Genomic DNA, 20,752 nt, shown 5'->3' on the forward strand with positions numbered 1-20,752 from the left:
TATTTATGATCAAAACGGCGAATGACTTAATTGGCAAAACGATCCGCTGGACTTGGCTGGAAGGCCGCTTTGCCAACAGTACCTATGATAACCGCGTCAATGCAGACGGATCAGTTTGGTGGAAAGGGCTTGATGGCGAAGAAGGGGGCAAGGAATTGATCACCCCGGCCGCGCAAAGTACGATCCGCAAGGTGGCAGACGATGTCTTTTACTTTAGTTGGTTTGAAGACAACGGCAGCACCGTCTCCGTGGTGGTGAATTTTGCCACCGGTGAGATGCAAGGGACCGTGTCTAAGTCGACTTATTGGATCCCCAGCCGCGGCCGCGCCGAATTATTGGATCAAGCATAAGCGGGGTGGCTGCCGCTTGCACCAAAAAGACCTTGCGTTAACGCCCACTGATGGTGGCGTTGCCGCAGGGTCTTTATTTGCGCTCACGGTCGTAAGCGTCAGCTTGGGCTTGCCAATCGTCATGGTCTTTGGCGGTGATCGGGCGCAAGACACGCGCCGGATTGCCGACTGCAACGACATTTTCCGGGATGTCTTTGGTGACGACTGCACCGGCGCCAACGACTGAATTGGCGCCGATGGTGACGCCAGGCAAGACCGTCACATTACCGCCGAGCCACACGTTGTCGCCGATGGTGATCGGCTGTGCAAATTCCAGCAAACGGGTGCGCGTCGGCGCGTCGATGGGGTGGCCGGCGGTCAGTAAGTTGACGCGCGGGCCGATCTTCACATTATTGCCGATGGTGATCCAGCTGGTGTCAAGAAAGACGGCGTCGACATTGCAGTAGAAGTTTTCACCGATGGTAATGTGGCGCCCGTAATCCACTGCAAACGGCGGCTGGACGAAGAAGGTTTCTGGCTGCCCGCGGAAGAGCTGTCGTTCTAGGGCGATGATTTGATCGACTTGATCAAGGGGCAATTGATTGATTTGTTGCACGATCAATTGGCCTGGCAGCTCGCGGTTGGCGGCGCGAATGCGGTCAGTGACATAGAGTTTGCCGGCGAGCATGCGGGCATATTCTGGATCTGGTGTCAATTTGTCATTCCTCCTGGTAACTGTGCCAAGGCGGCTTGCAGCCATTGGCAGTATTCTTCTTCGCGGTGCAAGGCGTGTTCAAGGATCAAAAAATGGCCAAAATCCAACGCATCGGCCCCATTGGGAAACTTGGTGGCGAGCTGTTTGCGCAAATGATCGCGCCGTTGTTCGTGCCAAATCAGTTGGGTCGTTAACATGGGCTTAAGGCGGGCATCGGTTTGGTCATGGATGAAATACAGTTTTAAGACGAATTCATCTTTGGCCCCTGACACTGGTTCGCTGGCGGCGGTCAACCAGTCGTTCAAAGCGGCTTTGCCGCTTTTTGTCGCCGCATAGCGCTTGCGGTTGAGCTTTTCGCCCGTGATTTCTTCGGTATGGGTCAACCAGCCCTTGGCTTCTAGCGTCTTGAGCTGCGGGTAGATCTGGCTGTGTTGCGCTGACCAAAATTCGCCGATATCATTATCGAACGCTTTGGTCAGCTCATAGCCGGTGCGCGGCTGATCGGTGACTAAGCCGAGGATGATAAATTGTAAAATATTGCGTTGCGCCATAATGTTCCTCCTTGACGAGTTGCTCACTTCAGTATACACTGATCAAGTTGATTAAAACATGTAATTAATAACATGTATAAAAATACGGAGGCGACATACATGGCAGAATTGAATCATATGGACAAGCATTTTGACACTTTAGCCGATTTTTTAGGCACGCATTTTATTTATACCTACGATAATGGCTGGGAATATGAATGGTATGCGAAAAACGACCATACCGTCGATTATCGGATCCATGGCGGGATGGTGGCTGGCCGTTGGGTGACCGATCAAGCCGCGCACATCACGATGTTGACTCCAGGGATCTATAAGATCGCTTGGACCGAACCGACCGGGACTGATGTGGCTTTGGACTTTGTGCCCAATGAGCATAAGCTCAACGGCACGATTTTCTTTCCCAAGTGGGTCCAAGAACATCCAGAAATCACGGTGTGCTACCAAAATGAGCACCTGGATGAGATGATCGCCGCGCGGGAAAAATATGCCACTTATCCGAAACTGGTCGTCCCAGAATTTGCCACCATCACGTATATTGGCGATGCAGGGCAAAACAATGAAGCGGTGATCAACGAAGCGCCATATGCTGGCATGCCTGATGATATCCGCGCCGGAAAATTCTTTACGGCTGATTATCAGCGCCCAAAATAAAGTTAACCACGAATTAGACGAGATCCGCTCAGCTGTGCAGCTGAGCGGATCTTTTGCGGTCAACGTTGGCTGTGGCGAAAAATAGCCTGGGGCAAAAAACATTGCGGTGACGGCAATGCTTTTTGCCCCAGGCTTAATGGATCAATCGCTGCTGGTGCGCAAGTCTGGTTTGGCGATCCACAACATCAAGAAGTTGATCAACAGCAGACAAGCGGTTGAAATGAATACCACGTTATAGTCAAACAAGCCGGCTAGCGTGCCGCCTAGCAGCGACCCGAACATGTTGCCTAGGGCTTGAAAACTTTGGTTCCAAGAAAAAATCAAGCTGGTGGCAGTCGCAGGGGAGTTTTTGGTCAATAAGGTTTGGATCGTGGGGAATAATGCCCCGTCTGAGATCCCCACCAACAAGCGCAAGGCCCCTAGCGCCCAGACGCTGGTGATAAAGCCTTGCGGGAAGTAGACCAGCACTGCGAATAAGTAACCGCCGATCAACACCTTGCCGGAACCGTGATGATCCCCGTAAGCGCCTAACCGCGGGGCGGCAATGATGTTGGAGATCCCTGGCAAAGCGGCAATGATGCCTGCCACTAAGGCCACTGCGCCGTGGTTGTGCATCAGTTCCTTCACATATAAGCTGATGATCGGGGCGATGGAAGTGTTGCCTAATTGGACAAATAAGGTCGAAAACAGCAACACGATGATCAGCCGGGGGTCTTTGAATTGGCTGAGCAATCCTCCCAGCATCCCGCCATGTTCGGCGCGCGGCTGCTTGGGGATTGGCACGAAGTCTTCTTTGACCAAAACGGCTGAAGCGATCCCTGCTAGCGCCAAAAGGCTGGCAGTGATGAAAAAGGTGACGCGGATGGTGAACACTTCCGCTAAGATCCCGCCTAAAATCGGCCCCATCAACATCCCAGAAGTCGAGCCGGTGACTAATGTGCCCAGTGCTTGGCCGCTGTATTTGCGCGGGGTTTGTGATGCGATCAGCGCTTGGGCATTAGAAATGTAGCCGGAAAACAAGCCTTGCAGCATGCGCAAGCCGATCAGTTCCCAAACATTGGTCGCCAAGCCCATTAAAAACATGGCAAACGCCATCCCAAAAGCCGCCCGGATCAACATGATCTTACGGCCCTTGCGGTCGGCGAGTGCGCCCCATAGCGGGGAGACGATCGCGGTGACCAAGAAGGTGGCTGCATAAACGATGCCGCTATAAAACGAAACCTGGGCTTTGGTAAAATCGCCCAGCTCGCCAACATATAACGACATGAAGGGCATGATCTCAGAAAAAGCGACCCCGGCAATGAAGGTACATCCCCATAGGACATGGAGATTACGCCGCCAAGGGCTCGCGTTGCGCTGGTTTTCGTCCACTGTCATCATCCTTTCTCGTGACCGCACACGCTTTCAATATGCGCCCAAATTATGAAGAAATTATGAAATTTATCGGTGTAGGCGCAAAAACGTCGGAGGCTAAGCGCACAACAAAACACCCGTGGGCGGCGATTTCAGGGAAAAATCGTCGCCCACGGGTGGTGACACTAGCCGAAACAGCCGCATTCGGCGAATCGTGATCAAAAGTCAAGCATGCGGCGCTGGTTTGGTCGCTTGCGTGTGGGCCAATACTTGGCCGACGGCTGGTAGTTGGCCCAGTGAATCCACGGCAGTACTTGGCAAGACCACCGTGTTGCTGTCGCCTTTGGCCAGCTCTTCTAAAGCTTCAATGTTCTTATATTGCAGGTATAAGTCGCCATTGTTTTGCAAGCCGGCATTGATCGAGTTGATCTGGTCTTTGACCGCATCGGCAAACAGCCGTTGCGATTCGGCCCGCCCTTGGGCTTGGAGGATCTGCGTTTGTTTGTTGGCTTCAGCTTCCAAAATGGCGGCTTGTTTTTCCCCTTCAGCTTTGGCGATGGCCGCTTGTTTGTGGCCTTCAGCCTCCATGATATTGGCTTCTTTTTCCCGGCTGGCGCGTAATAGCTTGTTCATCGAATCTTGGATCGTGGTATCGACTTGGATAGAGTCGATGTTGACGCGGTCCACATTCAGCCCATACCCCGCGGTGGTTTCGGCGATTTGGGTAAACAGCGTTTGATTAATGGTTTCGGTGCCGTTCAACACGTCATTGAGATCCATGTTGCCAATGATCCCCCGTAAGTTGGCCCGGGTGTCTTGCACCATCGACAGCACGGAATCTTTATTTTGATAAACATAGGCATTCACATTGGTGATATGATACTTCAGCGTTTCTGAAATACGCACGACCACGTTGTCTTTGGTGATCACTTCTTGTTCATCTACTTTTAACGGGATCTGTTTCATGTTGACGATTTCGGTGATGCGATAAATCAGGGGCGGCACCACGTGAAAGCCGGGTTCTAGAGTTTGAACATATTTCCCCAACCGTTCCACGATCCCCACTTCCCCAGTATGGATGATCGCGACACTGGTCAACAACATGACCAATAGTGCCAAAATCACCAAGACAACGATGATGCCGATAATGATCCCAAACATGATTTTTCCTCCTTCAAGCCCAAACGCACGCTTAATACTGCAAGGGCGCTTTTGGTGCTTGCACCTTCAGCCCTAAGGCATCCGCTGCGACGATGCAGACGACGGCGCCAGGTTGACTGTGATCTAAAACGCGATAGTGATAATGGATCCCATACAGCGTGATCATGCCGGTAGGAACCGTCGTCAGCGTGAAGCATGTGCCGATCAACCGATCATCTAACAAACAGGCACCTCCTGACAAAAGCATGTGATATCAATAACAGCTTCATGCTCATTCTATACGTTCGCGCGCCTTGAAACAATCATCACCGCCTTGATTGTAACCGGAACCATCGCCGCGGGGGAAGTGACAATTTTGACACCTGCGCCGCAAGCCTAGCAAGATTTGATAGAATAGATAAGCAGTGGAGGTGAGGACATGCGGAAAAAACGGCCGATCTATGCAGAAACATATGCGCGCCGCCAGCGCGCTTTGGTCATCGCCGCGCTGGTGGTACTATTGGCTGCTTTAGGCGGCGGGTGGTATTTTTGGCAGCGCAATCCGCGGCCCAGTCCTCGGCGCTATCCGGTGATGGGGGTGCGCTTGGACCAATCCAGTGATTACTTAGACGCAACGCAATTACAAAGCGGCGGGGCCAAGTTTGTCTATCTCAAAGCGACCCAAGGGGCCAGCTTTAGTGATGACCATTTTGCCACCAACTATCAGCGCACAGAAGGCTTGAAAGTCGGCGTCTATCATTATTTCAGCTTTGATTCCACCCCGGCGCAACAAGCGGCGAATTTCAACACCACTGTCGGCGACAATAGCGGGTCGCTGCCGATCGGCATTGAGCTGGTGTATTACGATCAATATGCCAAACACCCGCCGCAAGCGCAAATCGTGCAAGCGCGCCTGCGCCAATTGATCACCGCCTTTAACGCCAAGTATCATCAAGGGGTGGTGTTAATGGGGACTCCGCAAGCATTGGCCACGGTCAAACCCGTCGCGCCGCAAAGCCCCCGCTGGGTGATCTCGCCAAAACGGCCCAAGCACGGGGCATTTTGGCAATATGCAACCGCGCCGCTGCCTGCTGGCCGCCGCCAGCAGCAATTTGCCAGTGCCGTATTTCTCGGTTCTCGCCAGGCTTTTGCCCGGCTGCCGTGACCAGAAGATGAGGTGAATAATAGTGAAACGATTCTTGATCGGCTTGGTCGTCTTATTAGTGTTGATCTTTGGCGGTTTGAAATTATATGCCATCACCAATTATGGCGGCACCACTTACTACACTAAGATCACCACTACCGGGACTAAAATCGCCCCGCATGATGCCAATGGCAACGTGCATCTCGATTACCGTTATGAACAAACGGGCTATGATGAAAATGGCCGGGCCCAATCATTGACTTTTAATGCCAACAAGGCGCGTCCCTTGCGGCAACAGGCGTATCTCAAATTAACGTATAACGACAAAAAAGGCGTTACCAGCTGGGAAGCGGTAAGCGCCACAGATGTCCCTAAAAAAGCACTGACGAAACTAGCGGCCCAGCCTTAAACGGCCAACCCCGCTGCGCGTTTTTGCGCCTAGAGGGGTTGGCCGCTCAAGCAAGCCAGGCTACTCGTCGCTGGTGGAAAGGGGTTGGTCAGTTTCAGGCGTTAAGATCCGATAAATCGCATCTTCAGCTTCATCGTAAACAGACTCAGGCCCATTAGGACCGCAAGTGACGATCAGCTGATAGCCATAGTGGTCGAGGAAAGTCAGTTTCTCAGTCGTGATCCCAGTGACTTGTCCAGGCAGCGTGCGCCCATCGATCTTGATCGTCAACTCGGGGCTGATACTGAGCTGATGGCTTTTATTGGTTTGTTCGTCAAGAAACCCGTATTGACCCGTGTAAGTTTGGGCCAAGTCAAGGACCGGGTCGTGTTGGGGTTGACGGGGATGATGTTCGACCATTTGTGTCAGCACCCGCATGAAATCGTGAAAACGTGTCGCCATCTGCTTGCCTCCTCATGCTTTATGCCAATCATAGCACGAACGGCCAAAGGGGTGAACCAGTTGCCTACTGCTTTTTGCTAACATAATTGTTATGATTGAGACAAAGCGATGACGAATGTGAGGAGGATGCGACATTATGTTGAAACTTGGTATCATTGGCACCAATTGGATCTCGCGACAATTCGTTGAAGCGGCAGCAGCAAGCGGCCAATATCAACTGACAGCAGTTTATTCGCGCCGTGAAGCCACCGCCCAAGCGTTTATTGCCAAGACCCAGCCGGCTGCTGCGTATACCAGCATGGCCGCATTTTTGGCGAGTGATTGTGAGGTCGTTTATATCGCCAGCCCCAACAGCTTGCATGCCCAACAAGCCGCAGCGGCGATCCAAGCAGACAAGCATGTGCTCGTTGAAAAACCGTTGGTGACCCATCCCCAACAATTGCAGGTGCTCAACGATGCATTGGCAAAACATCCGCAGGTGATGGTTTTTGAAGCGGCACGGCATTTGTATGATCCCAATTTTCAAGTCGTTGCCGACTACTTAAAAACGCATCAAGTGACTGGGGCGAGCTTAGGGTATATGAAGTATTCCTCACGCTATGATGCTTATTTGGCAGGCAAGCAGCCGAATATTTTTTCGCCGCAGTTTGCTGGCGGGGCGTTGATGGATCTGGGGATCTACTTGGTTTATGCGGCGGTGGCTTGGTTTGGGATGCCGCAAAAAGCGGTGTATTTGCCTCAAATGTTAGCCAGCGGCGTCGATGGCGATGGCGTGGCCCAGCTTGATTATGGCGCGTTTGACGTGGTGTTGCGCATGGGTAAAACCAGTAATTCAACGGCGCAATCTGAAGTGTATTTTGGCCCAGACACCATCGCATTTGACTCCCCAGGCGAATTTACCGCGCTGCGCTTGCAAACGCCCAAGCAATCCACTGATTTATGGCAGTACCATGCGGCCAACCCGATGGCAGAAGAAGCCGCGTATTTTGCCCAGGCTTTGCGCCACAACAATCGGGCGGCTTTCAGCCAGCAATGGGCGCTGGCACAAAACGTGCATGCGCTCATGGGTGAATTGCGCCAAAGCGCTGGGATTCATTTTGACGATGATCCAGAATAGGAGATTAAAATTTGATTGCAGAACCTTTTCAAGCTTTATGGACCGCTGCGGGGTTTACCGCGCAGACTTTGATCCAAGAAGCGGTGTACCAACCACTGAAAACTGACCAAAACGTGATCGGCTTGGCGCCAACAGGCTCCGGCAAGACCTTGGCATTTGGGCTGCCGCTGTTGGAAAAGCTGGTGCCAGGAGATGGGATCCAGTTATTGATCTTATCCCCTTCCCAAGAATTGGCGATCCAAACCCGCAATGTGCTGCAGCCGTATGCTAAAGCCGTGAATATGCGGGTGACCGGGGTGACGGGCAATGCCAATGTCAAACGGCAAAAAGAACAGCTGAAACAACATCCAGAAGTGATCGTCGGCACCGCTGGGCGTTTGGTGGAATTGGCCAATGCCGGGACGTTGAAGCTGCACACGCTGCAAACGATCATCGTGGATGAAGCGGATGAATTGTTGCGCGATCCTGGTTTAGATCAAGTGCGGGCGTTGACGATGGCAGCGCCGGCTGATGTGCAAATGGGCTTTTTTTCTGCGACTGCCAGTCCCATGTTTGATCAATTGGATCAATGGTTTGGTATCGACGCGACGCGCATTGATGTGCGCGCATTAGACCACACGCAAGGGGCCGTGCAGCATTTGTTTGTGCAAACCGACAACGCCCATCGCGTGGAGTGGCTGCGGAGTTTGGCGCATTTAGATCATTTTCAAGCGCTGGTATTTTTCAACAATAATGGCACGCTGGAAAAAGTGGCAGGGATCTTACATCATCAAGCCGTCAAATTTGCGGTGTTATCCCGCAATGACCGCTCGACGACGCGCGCCAATGCGTTGGCGGCTTTTCGCAAGCACAAGGTCACCTTGTTATTGGTGACTGATCTGGCCGGGCGGGGACTGGACCTCAAAAAACTGCCGGCGGTGATCAATTATGCGGCGCCTAAGCGCGCGGAAGCCTACATTCACCGCGCAGGGCGGACAGGGCGCATGGGCGCAAGCGGCTATGTGATTACGCTAGGCGATGACCACGATCGGCGCGATTTGAAGAAGCTGGTGCCGCAATACGCCATCCAGCGCGGTTATTTGGTTGACGGGCAGCTCACCACAGTCGCGCCAAAGGCCGAAGCTGCGCCAGCTGTACCAGCAGCGTCTGCGGCACCGGCACCGGCGAAAACGCCAACGACTTCGGCAAGGCCAAAACCAAAGGCCAAAGCGGCCACCGCCGTGGCACCTGATAAACCAAAGCATAAGAAAAAGCGGCTGCGCGACCAAAAGAACAAAGGCAAGCGCAAACCGCGGGGGTAATCGCGCAAAGGGGGAACAACGATGAAGGTCACACACACACTGCACGTACCGGCGGCGTATTTATACACTAAAGTCGTCGATTCAGCATTGTATGATATCAAACAAAATACCGGCGAGCAGCTCAAGCCCGGCCAGTTATTAGGGTATGAGTACCAAAAACCAATGGCGAACGGGAAATTGCGCGCGCGGGTGAAGATCACGGCGAATGTGATCAATCGCCAATATGGCTTCCAAACTGAATCAAGCGGCGGTACTTACCGCATCAACTATGAGCTGCAAGAGACGCAAGATGGCGGGGTCGTGGTGACCTATACCGAAGACAGTCACTTCAACTCGACTTTGCGAGAATGGAATCAAAAGCTCATGATGCTGTTATTGGGGCATGGCCGCAAGCGGCAGCTGATCGGCATGTTAGATGCGATCGAAAAAGGCTATACCACTACTTGAAGCGTTGCGTCCGGCTTGAAGATTACGTATAATAAATGGGTCTGCAATGGTAGCTCACCTGGATAGAGCAATGGTTTCCTAAACCATAGGTAGAGAGTTCGAGTCTCTCCCGTTGCATCAAGCCCTAATCAACACCCGCAATGCTGAGCAAGCAGTTGCGGGTGTTTGCGTTTAGCCAAAAGTGAAGGCTTATTTAATTTTGCAACAAACCCTGCTGCCGGCAAGCGGCGCTGGTTATACTGGCATTAGGGCATGCCTTTTGGCGGGTGATCGCGTCAAAAAAGCCTTGCCATCAGGTTACGATGTCAAGGCTTTGCGGTGAGGTGAAATCAGACGCTCACGGTTTGATGTAGGCGAAACCGTGGTGTTGGCGTTGCGCAAGTTCCACGACGCCAGAAGGAACGATGGTGATGCCGTCTTGTAGTTGGCTTTTTTCGATCTGGTGTTGGCGCATGGAGTTGGCACAAACGGCAATATTGACCGTACGGGCAAGCAGCGACAAGTCGATTTCGGAGTCGACAGTCGCATCTTTCACGGCCGCGCCGTTGATCAAGACTTCCAAAGTGCTGTTGTCGCTTTGGGCTTGGAGCCAGTCGTTGAAGTGTTGCACGTTGCTCAGTAATGTCGGCCAGCTGGCTGACGCGTCGATATGGAAGATCACATTCATGTCTAGTTTCCCCCTGCTTGATTTACCTCTGTTATAGCATAAACTTGGTGCAATTAAACCAATTAATTCAATAAAAAAAGAAAAATCGTTGCAATTTTGATTCAAAAAAGGAGCCTGACATGACAGTATTTTTAACGACGGTCGGGGCCACGTTAACCATTCTGCTGCTTGGCAGCAGCGGGTTATCTTGGTTGAATGACGCCACGGTGCGCAGGGTGGTGGCGCGCACCGGCAAGGCCAATAGCGACTTGTGGTTGATGAAACCGGGAATTTTTGTTCATGAAGGGCTGCATGCGCTGGTGGGGTGGTTATTTGGCCTGAAGGTGACCAGCTTTTCCTTGCGTCCGGATGTGCGCCAACAGTCAGCGGCCCATGTGGGGTTTGCCTATGATCGGCGATCTTGGCGGCAGCGCTTGGGGGTGTTGTTTGCTGCTGGAGCACCGCTTTGGGGGATCGGAGCCATCGAGTTGATCATCGGCAAGCGGGCATGGTTTGCGCAGGTGAGTTGGACGGCGCTGGCACCGGCAGCCTTGCAGCCAGATTGGCCATGGGTGTTGGGGTGGCTGCTGATGACGGTTTTGTTGACTTTTGGCGCGAGTTTGTCGCGGCAAGACCGGCGGAATTTTTGGGTCGGCTTGCCCCTGCTGGCGCTGCTATTGAGCGGTGCTTTTGGTTTGCTGTGGTGGCTGGCGCCGCTGTGGCTGATCAGCTGGACCAAACTTAACACCTTGTTAGCGCTGGTGTTGTTGGTGATGGCTGGGATCGCTGGAGGCGTTTTTTTGATCGTCAGCAGCTTGACCAGGCTTTGAATTGCATTTCAGGTAAGCATTTCGTTATGATTAAGATAAGGCGAAAGCCTAATCTAAAATCAGGAGGTGTTTACGATGCTGCATCTGATCTGGGTATTGATCGTGGGGGCCGTGATCGGTGCGATCGGCTCTTTGATCGTCGGTCGCGACTTACCAGGCGGCTGGATCGGCAACATCGTCGGTGGTTTAGTCGGCGCTTGGGTAGGTGGCAACTTACTCGGAGGCTGGGGACCACAAGTCGCCGGGATGGCGATTTTACCAGCGATTATTGGTGCGATGATCGTCGTGTTCCTCGTATCGCTGTTGATCGGCGCTAGTCGTCGACGGGCATGATAACAAAAAGCGGGTAAGCCTAGTCCGGCTTACCCGCTTTTTGTGCGTGATCAGGCGTGATGTTTGAGATGCACCGTAAAGGTCAAGGCAAAAGAAGCCGCTAAAAAGACGACGACTACCGCATAAGGAATATGGTAGTTCCAATCGAGCAATGCGCTTGAGATCAAGGGACCCGCGATGTTGCCGATCGACGTCAAAGACATGTTCAAGCCATTGATCACCCCTTGATTAGAGGAACTTTGCTTAGTCAATAACGTCGTGATCGCCGGGCGCAGCAGGTCAAAGGCCGTAAACGCGATCAAAGTCGCGATCATCACGCTTAGCTTGTTGTGCGTCAACATGATCCAAACTACCGCTAAGGCACTAAATAAAAAGGCCAAGCGCGTCAAGCGGATCTCAGTGAGCCAGCGGATCAACCGGTCAAAGAAAAGCACTTGAATGATCAGCGAAATAATCCCGTTAAGCGTCAGCACAAGGGCAATATCGCCTAAGGTGAACTTAAAGACTTCATTGACGAAAATGCTGTAGATACTTTCAAATCCCTGTAAACCAAAACTTGATACCAAGATCATCACAAACAGCATCAACATTGGCCCGCCTAAGACGCCGCGCCAGTCTGCTTGGCGGGTGTCCGGGGTGGCAAGATGGGCGGGATGGGGATTGGCCGTAAATTGCCGATCATCCGGCAGCCATAACCAAGTGGCGATCAAGCCCAATACCCCAAACACTGCGGCGACCCAAAACGGCACTTTGTAGCCGTAATTGGCCAACATCCCCCCAAGGCCTGGGCCTAAGATCAACCCGCCGGAAAAAGCCGCCGATAACCAGCCAATCACCTTTGCCCGCTGATGATAGTCTGTGACATCGGCTGCCAAAGCTTGCGCCGTCGGGACAAACATCCCGGCAGCCAAGCCGCCAATGACCCGCGACAGATCAAACATATACAAATGATTGGTCAAGGCAAACAAAACTTCGCCAACGGCAAATAACGCCAGTCCGCCTAGTAAGATCGGCTTGCGGCCTAAGCGATCGGATAAGCGCCCGATGATCGGGGAGGCCACAAATTGCGTCAAAGCATAAAGCGAGGACATGATCCCCAAGTCAGTGGCAGACAAGTGCAAACTATTTTTGATAAAGGGCATTACTGGAAAGATCAAGCTCATTCCTAAACAGATCAGAAATTCGCTGAAGATCAAGATCGCGATCGTGCGTTTTACCTTGGCGGACATGATTTGGCTCCCTTCAAAATGGCATAAAAAATATTGTAACACAGCCATTGTGGTATCCTAACGATAAGTTGATTAAGGAGCGATAAGAATGCCAAACCAAGTTGTTGTCGTCGGCAGTGCCAATGTCGATCAGATCCTGCAGATCCCGCGCTTGCCGCAAGCCGGAGAAAGCCTGAAGATGCAAGGCTTTTCCCAAGCTGCAGGCGGCAAAGGTGCCAACCAAGCGGTAGCCGCCGCCCGCAGTGGGGCTGCGGTCGCTTTTGTCGGGGCGGTCGGCAATGATGCTAACGGCACCTGGATGCGTGAGCAATTGACTGCCGCCGGGGTGCAAACCAAAGGCTTGGCCACCAGGTCAACATCAACCGGCCAAGCCTTCATCTTATTACAAGCTAATGGTGAAAATTCGATCTTAGTGCATCCTGGTGCCAATGCATTGCTCACCCCGGCTGCTGTTGCTGCCAATGCAGCCAGCTTGCAAGGGGCCGATTTTGTCGTGGCGCAATGCGAGATCGCCCAACCAGCGATCGTTCAAGCCTTTCAAATCGCCAAGGCCGCAGGCAAGCAGACGCTATTGAATCCAGCGCCAGCCGCACCGCTAACGGCTGAACTGCTGCAGTTGGTCGATGTGGTGGTGCCTAACGAAACTGAAAGCGCCGCGCTTAGTGGGATCAAAATCGTGGATCAAGCCAGCTTAGCGGCTAATGCCCAATGGTTTCTCCAGCGCCAAGCGGCCACAGTGATCATCACGCTAGGCGCTCATGGGGCGTATGTGGCAACGGCGCAAACGGCATTTTTAGTGCCGGCGTTTGCCGTGCCTGCCGTGGATACCACTGCAGCCGGAGATACCTTCATTGGCGCGTTAGTCGCCGCATTAACACCTGATGGCGGGCAGCTAAAATCGGCGGTGCGCTATGCCAGCATGGCGTCTGCTTTGGCCGTGCAGCGATTAGGCGCACAGCCGTCGATCCCAACGCAAGCACAAGTGCAACAGGCTTTAGCCAACGAAGGTTAAGTGGTTGGAAATGAGGAAGTTAAGGCATTGGGGTCGGCGGTACGATGCCGGCTTTGGCAAACAACTTGATGGCATCTGCCAAGTCGCGATCAAGTTGGGTGCGGTCGGCTGGCGATAATGCCGTCAAGCGCTTGGTGATTTTTGCTTGCACAGATTGGCTGTGTTTTTCGGCCACTAACCGGCCTTCTGCAGTCGGCATCACATTGATCTGGCGGCGGTTATTGGGGTTGGGCTGCCGATGCACTAAGGCTTTTTGTTCCAAGGCTTTGATCGTGCGTGATAATTGCGGCCCGGTGGTGCCCAGCTCTGCGGCCAGTGCCGACATGGATTGCTTAGGATGGTTGTAAACCACGATCACGGTGAGCAGCTGTAATGGGGTCAACTCCAAAGCTTCGATGGTGAGGTTTTGCATGACCGCCTGGGCGAGCACGGCAAATAGTTCACTGAACAAAGCGGTGTTATTCGGCTCTTTTGAAATCAATCCCATGCCATACTCCTTAAGTCCTAATTTGGTGGCCAACAGTTGACAATCGTTAAGTATGTCGCCATACTTAACGATTGTCAAGCATCACGAATTCGATTGAAAATGAGGTTATGCCAGTGCTCGAGCTTAAACATATCAAGAAATACTATACCGTCGGCGCCACGACCACTAAGGCCCAAGACGATGTTTCCGTGGCCTTTCGGGAACAAGAATTCGTCGCGATCCTCGGGCCGTCCGGCTCTGGGAAAACCACGATGCTAAACATCATCGGCGGCTTGGACCGGTATGATTCCGGGGACTTGCTGATCAAAGGCAAATCGACGAAAGATTTTAAAGACGCTGATTGGGATGCTTACCGCAACAATAGTGTGGGCTTCATCTTCCAATCTTATAACCTGATCTCCCATCTTTCGATCATGGATAATGTCGAGATGGGGATGACGTTATCAGGCGTTTCTGCGGCAGAAAAGAAACGGCGCGCTGAAGATGCACTGATCCGCGTTGGCTTGAAAGAACACATGCACAAAAGCCCGCAACAATTGTCTGGCGGGCAAATGCAGCGGGTGGCCATCGCGCGGGCGATCGCCAATGACCCGGAGATCTTGTTGGCAGATGAACCTACTGGGGCACTGGATTCCGAAACGTCTGAAGAGATCATGAAGCTGATCCGTGATCTGGCCAAAGAACGCTTGGTCATCATGGTCACCCATAATCCGGATCTCGCCAAGAAATATGCCGATCGGGTGATCGAGTTTGCCGATGGGCAGATCCAACGCGATTCTGACCCGTATGCAGAAGCACCACAAGCCGATCAATTTAAGCTCAACCACACCAAAATGAGCTATTGGACCGCGTTGAAGCTCAGTTATAACAATATCCGGACCAAAAAAGGCCGCACCTTCTTAACGGTTTTTGCTTCAAGTATCGGGATCATTTCGATCGCGGTGGTGTTGGCCTTGTCTAATGGCTTCCAAAAGCAAATCGATAAAACGCAATCGGAAGCCATGGCGTCAATGCCGGTGACGATTTCTCAAACCGGCACTGACACCAGTTCCATGATGACCGGCACCAAAACCAAGACTTTCTCCAAAGCACAACACATCACCGCAGAAAAGTCTGATGCCGAAAAAGCCCAACACACCAACAAGCTGTCGGCAAGCTATTTGGATTATATCGATCAAATGCCGAAAAAAGACGCCAAAAATATTGCCGTCACATACGGCACCGGGATGAACTTGATCCGCAAAGTCGGCGCCAGCTACAAGACCGTCAGCTTTTCAACGGCTGATCCTGACAGCAGCACCATGAATTACAGCGCGATGATGTCGGCTTCCACTGGGGTCGGCGGTTCTGTGTATCCGATCGATCGCAACGGCGGGCAAAGCTTTTTGAAAACTTACTACAAAGTGATCGCTGGTGCTTACCCTAAAACCACGACAGATGTGGTGCTGGTGGTCAACAAAGACAACAGCTTAGATATCAATGCGTTGAAGAATCTGGGCTTTACCACCAAGGAAGGCCAGCAGTTGAAGTTTAATGATCTCGTTGGGACCAAGGTTCAATTAGTTGCCAACGATGACTATTACGCGAAATTACCGACTGGGACGTTTATGCCAAAGCAACAACTGGATGCCTTAGCGACGGCGCCTAAGACCAAAACCTTGACGATCACAGGGATCTTGCGGGTGAAGTCGAAGAATTCCGACGGGCTGTTGGCTTCTGGGGTGGCATATAGCGCCGCATTGACTAAATCCGTATTAGCCGCTAACCGCGATTCTGCGATCGTGTCTGCCCAAAAGGCCAGTGCGGCCAATGTGATCACTGGCCAAGCGATGAATGTGACGACGAAAAACAGTGTGTTAACCTCTCTAGGCGGCGTCAGCACGCCAACCAGCATCCAGATCTATCCGACGAGCTTTAAGCTCAAAGACAAGGTCTTAGCTTATCTTGACCGGTATAACCAAGGCAAAGCCAAAGCAGATCAAGTGATCTATACCGACCTTGCCGGTACCGTCAGTGATATGACTGGCGGTTTGATGGATGCGATCACCTATGTCTTAGTCGCATTTGCCGCGATCTCATTGGTCACTTCGATGATCATGATCGCGATCATCACTTACACTTCAGTCCTTGAGCGGACTAAAGAAATCGGGGTGCTCAAGGCACTAGGGGCGCGGAAGAAAGATATTACCCGGGTGTTTGACGCAGAAACCTTTATCTTAGGATTTGGCGCTGGGCTCTTTGGAATCATTGTGGCTTGGGCGTTGACCTTCCCGATCAATAGCGTCTTAGCCGGCGTGACCGGCTTGAGCGGGGTGGCTCAGCTGAATCCGGTGCATGCGATCGTCTTAGTGATCATCTCCACGATCTTGACGATCTTAGGGGGCCACGTCCCTGCCCGCATGGCAGCGAAAAAAGACGCCGCGATCGCATTGCGCGCAGAATAATCAGTGCTTTAACCGACTTACCAGTAAGGTGAGCCGGTTTTTTTGTAAAACTTTTGTAAACGCATACAAAATTGTTGACGGGGGTATTGCCGGGTGGTATCTTAGCGTCACGGTATCGTGTAAGTAGTAGGATCCCATGCGGCCGCATGGGATGTGACCCTCACTGCTCCCTGGGGATATCTGGTCGCTTCGGCGTCACCCCAGCAATCAAAAGCGGCGCACAGCCCTGACATGGCCCCACCGTGTTAGGTGGCTTTAGCGATGAAGCATCTGCGTACTACGGGCGTGGATGCAACAAAATGATTGGCGGACGCTCCAATGTACAGGCAACTGTACAGCACCACCCGCTTTTGGGGGGCCAAAAACGGGATGCACCAAAGCATGACGCACCACTAAAAACCGCGAACTGGCGTTCTTGTACGGCAGGCAACTGCCAAACAGCCATCAGCAAGCCACCAGGGACACGAGCAGGCAACCGCTCGTGTCTTTGGCGTGTCAAAAAATAAACAGAGCGGAGTGGCGCGGTTTTAGCGCGTAGGCTTGGGTGTACTGGCGGCGATCTGGCAAAGCCAGATAGACGGCAGTGCCCCAAGCCCTAGCGCGTTGCGCCACGCAGCTCGACTAAAAACAGAGCGCAGCAATGCGCATTTAGGGGTGTTGGTAAGGGGGCTTGGGTGCGTCGCGGTACGCGGCGTGACCGAGACCGCTTACCAATAGCCCCGTTGCATTGTGCAGCTCGACTAAAACCACAGAGCGCAGCAATGCGCATTTAGGGGTGTGGTTAAGGCAGCTTGGACGCGGTGGCGCAACGCGCCGCCACGGACGAGATGACTTAACCGCGACCCCGTTGCATTGTGCAGCTCGACTAAAACCCACAGAGCGCAGCAATGCGCATTTAGGGGTGTTGGTAAGGGGGCTTGGGTGCGTCGCGGTACGCGGCGTGACCGAGACCGCTTACCAATAGCCCCGTTGCATTGTGCAGCTCGACTCGACTCAACCCGCTGCACCGTCGCTCCCTTGCAAAAACAAATTCACAAAGAAAAACACCAATCCGGATTTACCCAGACTTGATTTGGTCAAAGCAATCGCTTTCGGCTGAACGATCAGCAGGACGAAATTGCCGCAAATACAGACTTTTCGGTTTTATGCGGAGAAATGATTGCGTTTTCCATAAGTTTTGGTAAAATAACAATAGCTATATTTATAATTTGGGTAGTGAACGAAAGCGGGGGAACACTTTGGCACGCAGAAAGATGATCTCAAAACAACAGATACTGGAAACGGCTTATGAGTTGGTGGTCGAGGAAGGTTTTCACAGCTTTACCGCACGCAACATTGCGCGCCATTTGAGTTGTTCGACCCAGCCGATCTACTTGGAATTCAACTCAATGGGGGAGTTGAAAGCCGAGGTCATGAAAATGATCAAAGAAACGCTGCACCAAAAAATGTCTCGCCGATTCACGCAAGACCCGATCGTGGATCTAGGGTTGGCCTACATTAATTTTGCCTTAGAAAATCGCACCTTATACCGGGCGGTGTTTGTTGAAGATCATTTTGGTGTAGAAGAAATGCGGGAATACGCGGTGAACACGGCATTAGTCCGCTTCAATGATTATGCGCCGGCAGCCAAGTTATCCAGCGAACAACAACGCAATACCTTAAGCGGGTTATGGATCGTGGCAACTGGGATCTGCAACTTGATGGCTGCTGGGTTCATTGATATCACGCGTGAGCAAATGATCGATATTTTGCAGGCAGTGGTGCATGACTTCATCGTCAATAAGCGCTTTTCAGCCGATGCTAAGATGATCAGCTTGACGCAAGCCTTAGTGGGGTAATGTTTGGATCAGAGTCGCAGCGCGGCTCTTTTTTTTTGCCATTATAATACGATGAGAACTTTTCTCACAAAAAACGTTGTCATTCATCAAACTTTAATGTAGCCTGTGACTAGACAGAAAAAGGGGTGATGGCTATGAACTATTTGGCGATCGATATTGGTGAGCGCTTGATGACCTACGCGCTGGTCACCGCCAGCGGCGCAATCGTAGTCAAAGGCAATCAATTGACGCAACGCGCCGATTGGGCGGTATTTATGACTAATTTAATCGAGTTGATCGATCGCCATGCTGCCGATATTGCAGGCGTGGGCTTGGCGCTGCCAGGAGTCGTGGATCCTGAAAAAGGCATGGTCTTACAATGCTCAGCACTGCCTTTTTTAGAAGGCCAACCACTGGTTGCCGCTTTGCAGCGCAATTTGAGTGTCGCGGTGCCAGTAGCGCTGGCAAGCCGCGTCCATGCCGCGGCGTTAGCAGAAAAATGGCAAGGCCGCTTGACCAACATCGCCGATGGCGCTTTGGTGGTGATCGGCAGTCAAGTAGAAGTGGCGGTGTTTATCGATGACCATTTGTATCGCGGCGCGCATGCATTAGGCGGCTTGGCAAATTTAATGGTGATCGATGCGACCAATCCTGATGCCAGCGGGCAAAGTGCATTGGGCTTGTCTGCAGATGGTTTTTTGGCTTCTGTTGCCACCAAGCTGCAATTGCCTACCGGTCAGCTGGCGGCGCAAGTTTTTCATGCCTTGATGGCCCAAGAGCCGGCTGCCGTACATGCGTTTCGGGCGTTCACCAAAGCCATCGCGGTCGTGTTGTACAATTTGCAAAGCGTCTTGGATCTGCAGCGGATCGTCGTTGGCGGCCCGTTGAGCACCCAGCCGTTATTAGCCGCCCAGTTAGGAACGGAATTCACCCAGTTGCGCGTGGAAGCGACTCAAGCTCCGCAAATTTTAACCACGCCAGAAATCGTCAGCACGCGGTTTGCCCATGACGCTCGCTTGATCGGGGCGGTTTACCCTTTGACTTATTGAACCAGAATTTCGTGGTTGTGTTTAACCGCCACAATGCCTAAAATAGTCTAGGTGCGTTTCTTCAGAAAAGGTTACGGTTGTGCGCTAATTGTGCGCGAGCTGTCAACGTAACGTATAATCATGACGATAAACACTCGGCCATTTTGGCACAAATTTTTGGTGAAGGGTTCTGATGGATTGGTAACAGCGCAGGCGCCAGGCAAGCTTTATATTGCTGGTGAATACGCGGTGGTGGAAACTGGGTACCCCGCGGTGATCGTGGCTTTGAATCAATTCGTGACTGTAACTGTCGAAGTTGCACAAACGTATGGGTGCATCAACTCAAAGCAATATCAGGAGAATTCGTTGACCTGGCAGCGTAATGGCGATGAGATGGTGTTCGATAATCGGGATAATCCGTTTCATTATATCCTCAGTGCGATCCGCTGTACCGAGATCTATGCCCGCGAGCAAGGCAAGCCATTGTCGCTATACACAATGGATATTGATTCGGATCTCGACTCAACGGATGGCAAAAAATATGGTCTTGGCAGTTCGGCGGCCGTGACGGTGGCCACAGTGAAGGCGTTGAATCAGTTTTATCAATTAGAGATGTCCAATGATCAGATCTTCAAACTGGCGGCGATCGCGCATTTGGACATTCAAGGCAACGGCAGTTTAGGCGATATTGCGGCTTCTGTTTACGGCGGATGGATCGCGTATCGCTCGTTTGATAAAGACTGGTTGGCGGCGCAGCGGCGCATGCACAGTTTAAGCGACTTATTGACGATGCCATGGCCGCAGTTGTCCATTGAGTTGTTACAAGCGCCGGCTGAGCTGCAATTATTGATCGGCTGGACCGGCTCACCGGCTTCCACGTCGCGATTGGTCGATAAAATCGCCATTGCACAAGCCAAAAAGCATGCCGCATATCAGCATTTTTTGGATGCCAGCCGCAATACGCTGGAAGGTTTGATCGAAGGTTTTCGCCAACATTCGCTGGCGGCGATCCAAGCCGGGATCCGGGCCAATCGGCAGTTATTGAATCAATTGGCCAGCTTGTCTGGTGTCGAAATCGAAACGCCGGTCCTCAAACAAATGTGTGATTTGGCTGAAGGGGCTGGCGGGGCCGCTAAAAGCAGCGGTGCCGGCGGCGGTGATTGCGGGATCGCCTTGGTGGATGCCACGGTCGATGCTCACACCTTGTTGGCGCGCTGGCAAAACGCCGCGATCGAACCGCTGCCATTCAAGGTACATGCGATCCAATGATCAAAGTAAGGCAGCCTCAGGTTGTCTTTTTTAATGCGATTGGCCGGTTGCCTGTGACA

The 20,752-nt window shown here is 52.3% G+C and carries 23 protein-coding genes and 1 tRNA gene; 15 read left to right on the top strand and 9 right to left on the bottom strand.

From position 1 onward, the window contains the following. The first annotated feature begins 5 nt into the window (after positions 1-5). Positions 6-350: a MoaF-related domain-containing protein gene (locus EKM91_RS04150; protein WP_125750191.1), complete on the top strand. Its 345-nt coding sequence runs from the start codon at positions 6-8 to the stop codon at positions 348-350. Positions 351-423: 73 nt separating this feature from the next. Here the strand turns inward: EKM91_RS04150 and EKM91_RS04155 are convergent, their stop codons facing one another. After that, positions 424-1,017 (bottom strand): sugar O-acetyltransferase, encoded by a 594-nt coding sequence (locus tag EKM91_RS04155; RefSeq protein WP_125750431.1) that lies wholly within the window; start codon positions 1,015-1,017, stop codon positions 424-426. Between the two features lie 23 nt (positions 1,018-1,040). After that, positions 1,041-1,595, bottom strand: coding sequence for a PadR family transcriptional regulator (locus tag EKM91_RS04160; RefSeq protein ID WP_125750194.1), 555 nt, complete (start codon positions 1,593-1,595; stop codon positions 1,041-1,043). 117 nt (positions 1,596-1,712) lie between these two features. On the opposite strand from EKM91_RS04160, the gene EKM91_RS04165 reads away from it, so the two are divergent. Then, positions 1,713-2,246 (top strand): phenolic acid decarboxylase, encoded by a 534-nt coding sequence (locus EKM91_RS04165; protein WP_125750433.1) that lies wholly within the window; start codon positions 1,713-1,715, stop codon positions 2,244-2,246. Between the two features lie 141 nt (positions 2,247-2,387). On the opposite strand, the gene EKM91_RS04170 is transcribed toward EKM91_RS04165, so the two are convergent. The 3 genes from EKM91_RS04170 to EKM91_RS04180 all read right to left on the bottom strand — a co-directional run bounded on the left by EKM91_RS04170 (position 2,388) and on the right by EKM91_RS04180 (position 4,983). Continuing rightward, positions 2,388-3,617 (bottom strand): MFS transporter, encoded by a 1,230-nt coding sequence (locus EKM91_RS04170; RefSeq protein ID WP_125750199.1) that lies wholly within the window; start codon positions 3,615-3,617, stop codon positions 2,388-2,390. Positions 3,618-3,824: 207 nt separating this feature from the next. Beyond that, the gene (locus tag EKM91_RS04175; RefSeq protein WP_125750202.1) at positions 3,825-4,760 is read right to left on the bottom strand and encodes an SPFH domain-containing protein; all 936 of its coding nucleotides are present in this window, start codon (positions 4,758-4,760) and stop codon (positions 3,825-3,827) included. Positions 4,761-4,791: 31 nt separating this feature from the next. Further along, a complete protein-coding gene (locus EKM91_RS04180; RefSeq protein WP_125750205.1) occupies positions 4,792-4,983 on the bottom strand; it encodes a hypothetical protein in 192 nt (63 codons plus the stop codon). A gap of 195 nt (positions 4,984-5,178) precedes the next feature. Between EKM91_RS04180 and EKM91_RS04185 the strand changes: the two genes are divergently transcribed. Together EKM91_RS04185 and EKM91_RS04190 are read left to right on the top strand one after the other, a co-directional pair. After that, complete coding sequence (locus tag EKM91_RS04185; RefSeq protein WP_125750208.1) at positions 5,179-5,904, top strand: GH25 family lysozyme; 726 nt, start codon at positions 5,179-5,181, stop codon at positions 5,902-5,904. 22 nt (positions 5,905-5,926) lie between these two features. Further along, positions 5,927-6,292, top strand: coding sequence for a YxeA family protein (locus EKM91_RS04190; protein ID WP_125750211.1), 366 nt, complete (start codon positions 5,927-5,929; stop codon positions 6,290-6,292). Between the two features lie 60 nt (positions 6,293-6,352). Here the strand turns inward: EKM91_RS04190 and EKM91_RS04195 are convergent, their stop codons facing one another. Continuing rightward, positions 6,353-6,733, bottom strand: coding sequence for a DUF4828 domain-containing protein (locus EKM91_RS04195; protein ID WP_125750214.1), 381 nt, complete (start codon positions 6,731-6,733; stop codon positions 6,353-6,355). A gap of 136 nt (positions 6,734-6,869) precedes the next feature. Between EKM91_RS04195 and EKM91_RS04200 the strand changes: the two genes are divergently transcribed. The 4 genes from EKM91_RS04200 to EKM91_RS04215 all read left to right on the top strand — a co-directional run bounded on the left by EKM91_RS04200 (position 6,870) and on the right by EKM91_RS04215 (position 9,715). After that, a complete protein-coding gene (locus EKM91_RS04200; RefSeq protein ID WP_125750217.1) occupies positions 6,870-7,850 on the top strand; it encodes a Gfo/Idh/MocA family protein in 981 nt (326 codons plus the stop codon). Positions 7,851-7,864: 14 nt separating this feature from the next. Then, positions 7,865-9,151 carry a DEAD/DEAH box helicase gene (locus EKM91_RS04205; RefSeq protein WP_379895812.1) on the top strand — a complete coding sequence of 429 codons (1,287 nt, stop codon included), beginning with the start codon at positions 7,865-7,867 and terminating at the stop codon, positions 9,149-9,151. 21 nt (positions 9,152-9,172) lie between these two features. Beyond that, positions 9,173-9,598 (top strand): DUF3284 domain-containing protein, encoded by a 426-nt coding sequence (locus EKM91_RS04210; RefSeq protein ID WP_125750222.1) that lies wholly within the window; start codon positions 9,173-9,175, stop codon positions 9,596-9,598. A gap of 43 nt (positions 9,599-9,641) precedes the next feature. Continuing rightward, positions 9,642-9,715, top strand: a tRNA-Arg gene (locus EKM91_RS04215). Positions 9,716-9,935: 220 nt separating this feature from the next. On the opposite strand, the gene EKM91_RS04220 is transcribed toward EKM91_RS04215, so the two are convergent. After that, positions 9,936-10,265 (bottom strand): DsrE family protein, encoded by a 330-nt coding sequence (locus EKM91_RS04220; RefSeq protein WP_125750225.1) that lies wholly within the window; start codon positions 10,263-10,265, stop codon positions 9,936-9,938. A gap of 119 nt (positions 10,266-10,384) precedes the next feature. On the opposite strand from EKM91_RS04220, the gene EKM91_RS04225 reads away from it, so the two are divergent. Together EKM91_RS04225 and EKM91_RS04230 are read left to right on the top strand one after the other, a co-directional pair. Further along, positions 10,385-11,074 (top strand): hypothetical protein, encoded by a 690-nt coding sequence (locus tag EKM91_RS04225; protein WP_125750228.1) that lies wholly within the window; start codon positions 10,385-10,387, stop codon positions 11,072-11,074. Positions 11,075-11,149: 75 nt separating this feature from the next. Further along, positions 11,150-11,407: a GlsB/YeaQ/YmgE family stress response membrane protein gene (locus EKM91_RS04230; RefSeq protein ID WP_164508446.1), complete on the top strand. Its 258-nt coding sequence runs from the start codon at positions 11,150-11,152 to the stop codon at positions 11,405-11,407. A 50-nt stretch (positions 11,408-11,457) separates the two neighbouring features. On the opposite strand, the gene EKM91_RS04235 is transcribed toward EKM91_RS04230, so the two are convergent. Continuing rightward, positions 11,458-12,636: an MFS transporter gene (locus tag EKM91_RS04235; protein ID WP_125750231.1), complete on the bottom strand. Its 1,179-nt coding sequence runs from the start codon at positions 12,634-12,636 to the stop codon at positions 11,458-11,460. 88 nt (positions 12,637-12,724) lie between these two features. Between EKM91_RS04235 and rbsK the strand changes: the two genes are divergently transcribed. Beyond that, positions 12,725-13,648 (top strand): ribokinase, encoded by a 924-nt coding sequence (gene rbsK, locus EKM91_RS04240; RefSeq protein ID WP_125750234.1) that lies wholly within the window; start codon positions 12,725-12,727, stop codon positions 13,646-13,648. Between the two features lie 19 nt (positions 13,649-13,667). Here the strand turns inward: rbsK and EKM91_RS04245 are convergent, their stop codons facing one another. Then, positions 13,668-14,135 carry a MarR family winged helix-turn-helix transcriptional regulator gene (locus EKM91_RS04245; RefSeq protein WP_125750237.1) on the bottom strand — a complete coding sequence of 156 codons (468 nt, stop codon included), beginning with the start codon at positions 14,133-14,135 and terminating at the stop codon, positions 13,668-13,670. A gap of 113 nt (positions 14,136-14,248) precedes the next feature. Here EKM91_RS04245 and EKM91_RS04250 point away from each other — a divergent pair, with 113 nt between their 5' ends. The 4 genes from EKM91_RS04250 to EKM91_RS04265 all read left to right on the top strand — a co-directional run bounded on the left by EKM91_RS04250 (position 14,249) and on the right by EKM91_RS04265 (position 20,693). Beyond that, positions 14,249-16,579 (top strand): ABC transporter ATP-binding protein/permease, encoded by a 2,331-nt coding sequence (locus EKM91_RS04250; RefSeq protein WP_125750240.1) that lies wholly within the window; start codon positions 14,249-14,251, stop codon positions 16,577-16,579. 1,238 nt (positions 16,580-17,817) lie between these two features. Beyond that, on the top strand, positions 17,818-18,417 hold the full coding sequence (locus EKM91_RS04255; RefSeq protein ID WP_125750243.1) for a TetR/AcrR family transcriptional regulator: 600 nt from the start codon (positions 17,818-17,820) through the stop codon (positions 18,415-18,417). Positions 18,418-18,551: 134 nt separating this feature from the next. Next, positions 18,552-19,445, top strand: coding sequence for an ROK family protein (locus EKM91_RS04260; RefSeq protein WP_164508447.1), 894 nt, complete (start codon positions 18,552-18,554; stop codon positions 19,443-19,445). A 177-nt stretch (positions 19,446-19,622) separates the two neighbouring features. Continuing rightward, entirely contained in the window at positions 19,623-20,693 is a 1,071-nt protein-coding gene (locus EKM91_RS04265; RefSeq protein ID WP_125750249.1) for a phosphomevalonate kinase, read from the top strand. The last annotated feature ends 59 nt before the right edge of the window (positions 20,694-20,752 follow it).

The sequence above is a fragment of the Lacticaseibacillus baoqingensis genome, from assembly GCF_003946165.1.
GTDB classification, from domain to species: Bacteria; Bacillota; Bacilli; order Lactobacillales; family Lactobacillaceae; genus Lacticaseibacillus; species Lacticaseibacillus baoqingensis.

Coding starts and splice junctions, on each gene's coding strand:
- EKM91_RS04185 (WP_125750208.1), top strand. CDS start 5,179: ATGCGGAAAAAACGGCCGATCTATGCAGAAACATATGCGCGCCGCCAG.
- EKM91_RS04160 (WP_125750194.1), bottom strand. CDS start 1,595: ATGGCGCAACGCAATATTTTACAATTTATCATCCTCGGCTTAGTCACC.
- EKM91_RS04150 (WP_125750191.1), top strand. CDS start 6: ATGATCAAAACGGCGAATGACTTAATTGGCAAAACGATCCGCTGGACT.
- rbsK (WP_125750234.1), top strand. CDS start 12,725: ATGCCAAACCAAGTTGTTGTCGTCGGCAGTGCCAATGTCGATCAGATC.
- EKM91_RS04155 (WP_125750431.1), bottom strand. CDS start 1,017: ATGCTCGCCGGCAAACTCTATGTCACTGACCGCATTCGCGCCGCCAAC.
- EKM91_RS04230 (WP_164508446.1), top strand. CDS start 11,150: ATGCTGCATCTGATCTGGGTATTGATCGTGGGGGCCGTGATCGGTGCG.
- EKM91_RS04220 (WP_125750225.1), bottom strand. CDS start 10,265: ATGAATGTGATCTTCCATATCGACGCGTCAGCCAGCTGGCCGACATTA.
- EKM91_RS04175 (WP_125750202.1), bottom strand. CDS start 4,760: ATGTTTGGGATCATTATCGGCATCATCGTTGTCTTGGTGATTTTGGCA.
- EKM91_RS04260 (WP_164508447.1), top strand. CDS start 18,552: ATGAACTATTTGGCGATCGATATTGGTGAGCGCTTGATGACCTACGCG.
- EKM91_RS04165 (WP_125750433.1), top strand. CDS start 1,713: ATGGACAAGCATTTTGACACTTTAGCCGATTTTTTAGGCACGCATTTT.
- EKM91_RS04210 (WP_125750222.1), top strand. CDS start 9,173: ATGAAGGTCACACACACACTGCACGTACCGGCGGCGTATTTATACACT.
- EKM91_RS04195 (WP_125750214.1), bottom strand. CDS start 6,733: ATGGCGACACGTTTTCACGATTTCATGCGGGTGCTGACACAAATGGTC.
- EKM91_RS04225 (WP_125750228.1), top strand. CDS start 10,385: ATGACAGTATTTTTAACGACGGTCGGGGCCACGTTAACCATTCTGCTG.
- EKM91_RS04235 (WP_125750231.1), bottom strand. CDS start 12,636: ATGTCCGCCAAGGTAAAACGCACGATCGCGATCTTGATCTTCAGCGAA.
- EKM91_RS04245 (WP_125750237.1), bottom strand. CDS start 14,135: ATGGGATTGATTTCAAAAGAGCCGAATAACACCGCTTTGTTCAGTGAA.
- EKM91_RS04200 (WP_125750217.1), top strand. CDS start 6,870: ATGTTGAAACTTGGTATCATTGGCACCAATTGGATCTCGCGACAATTC.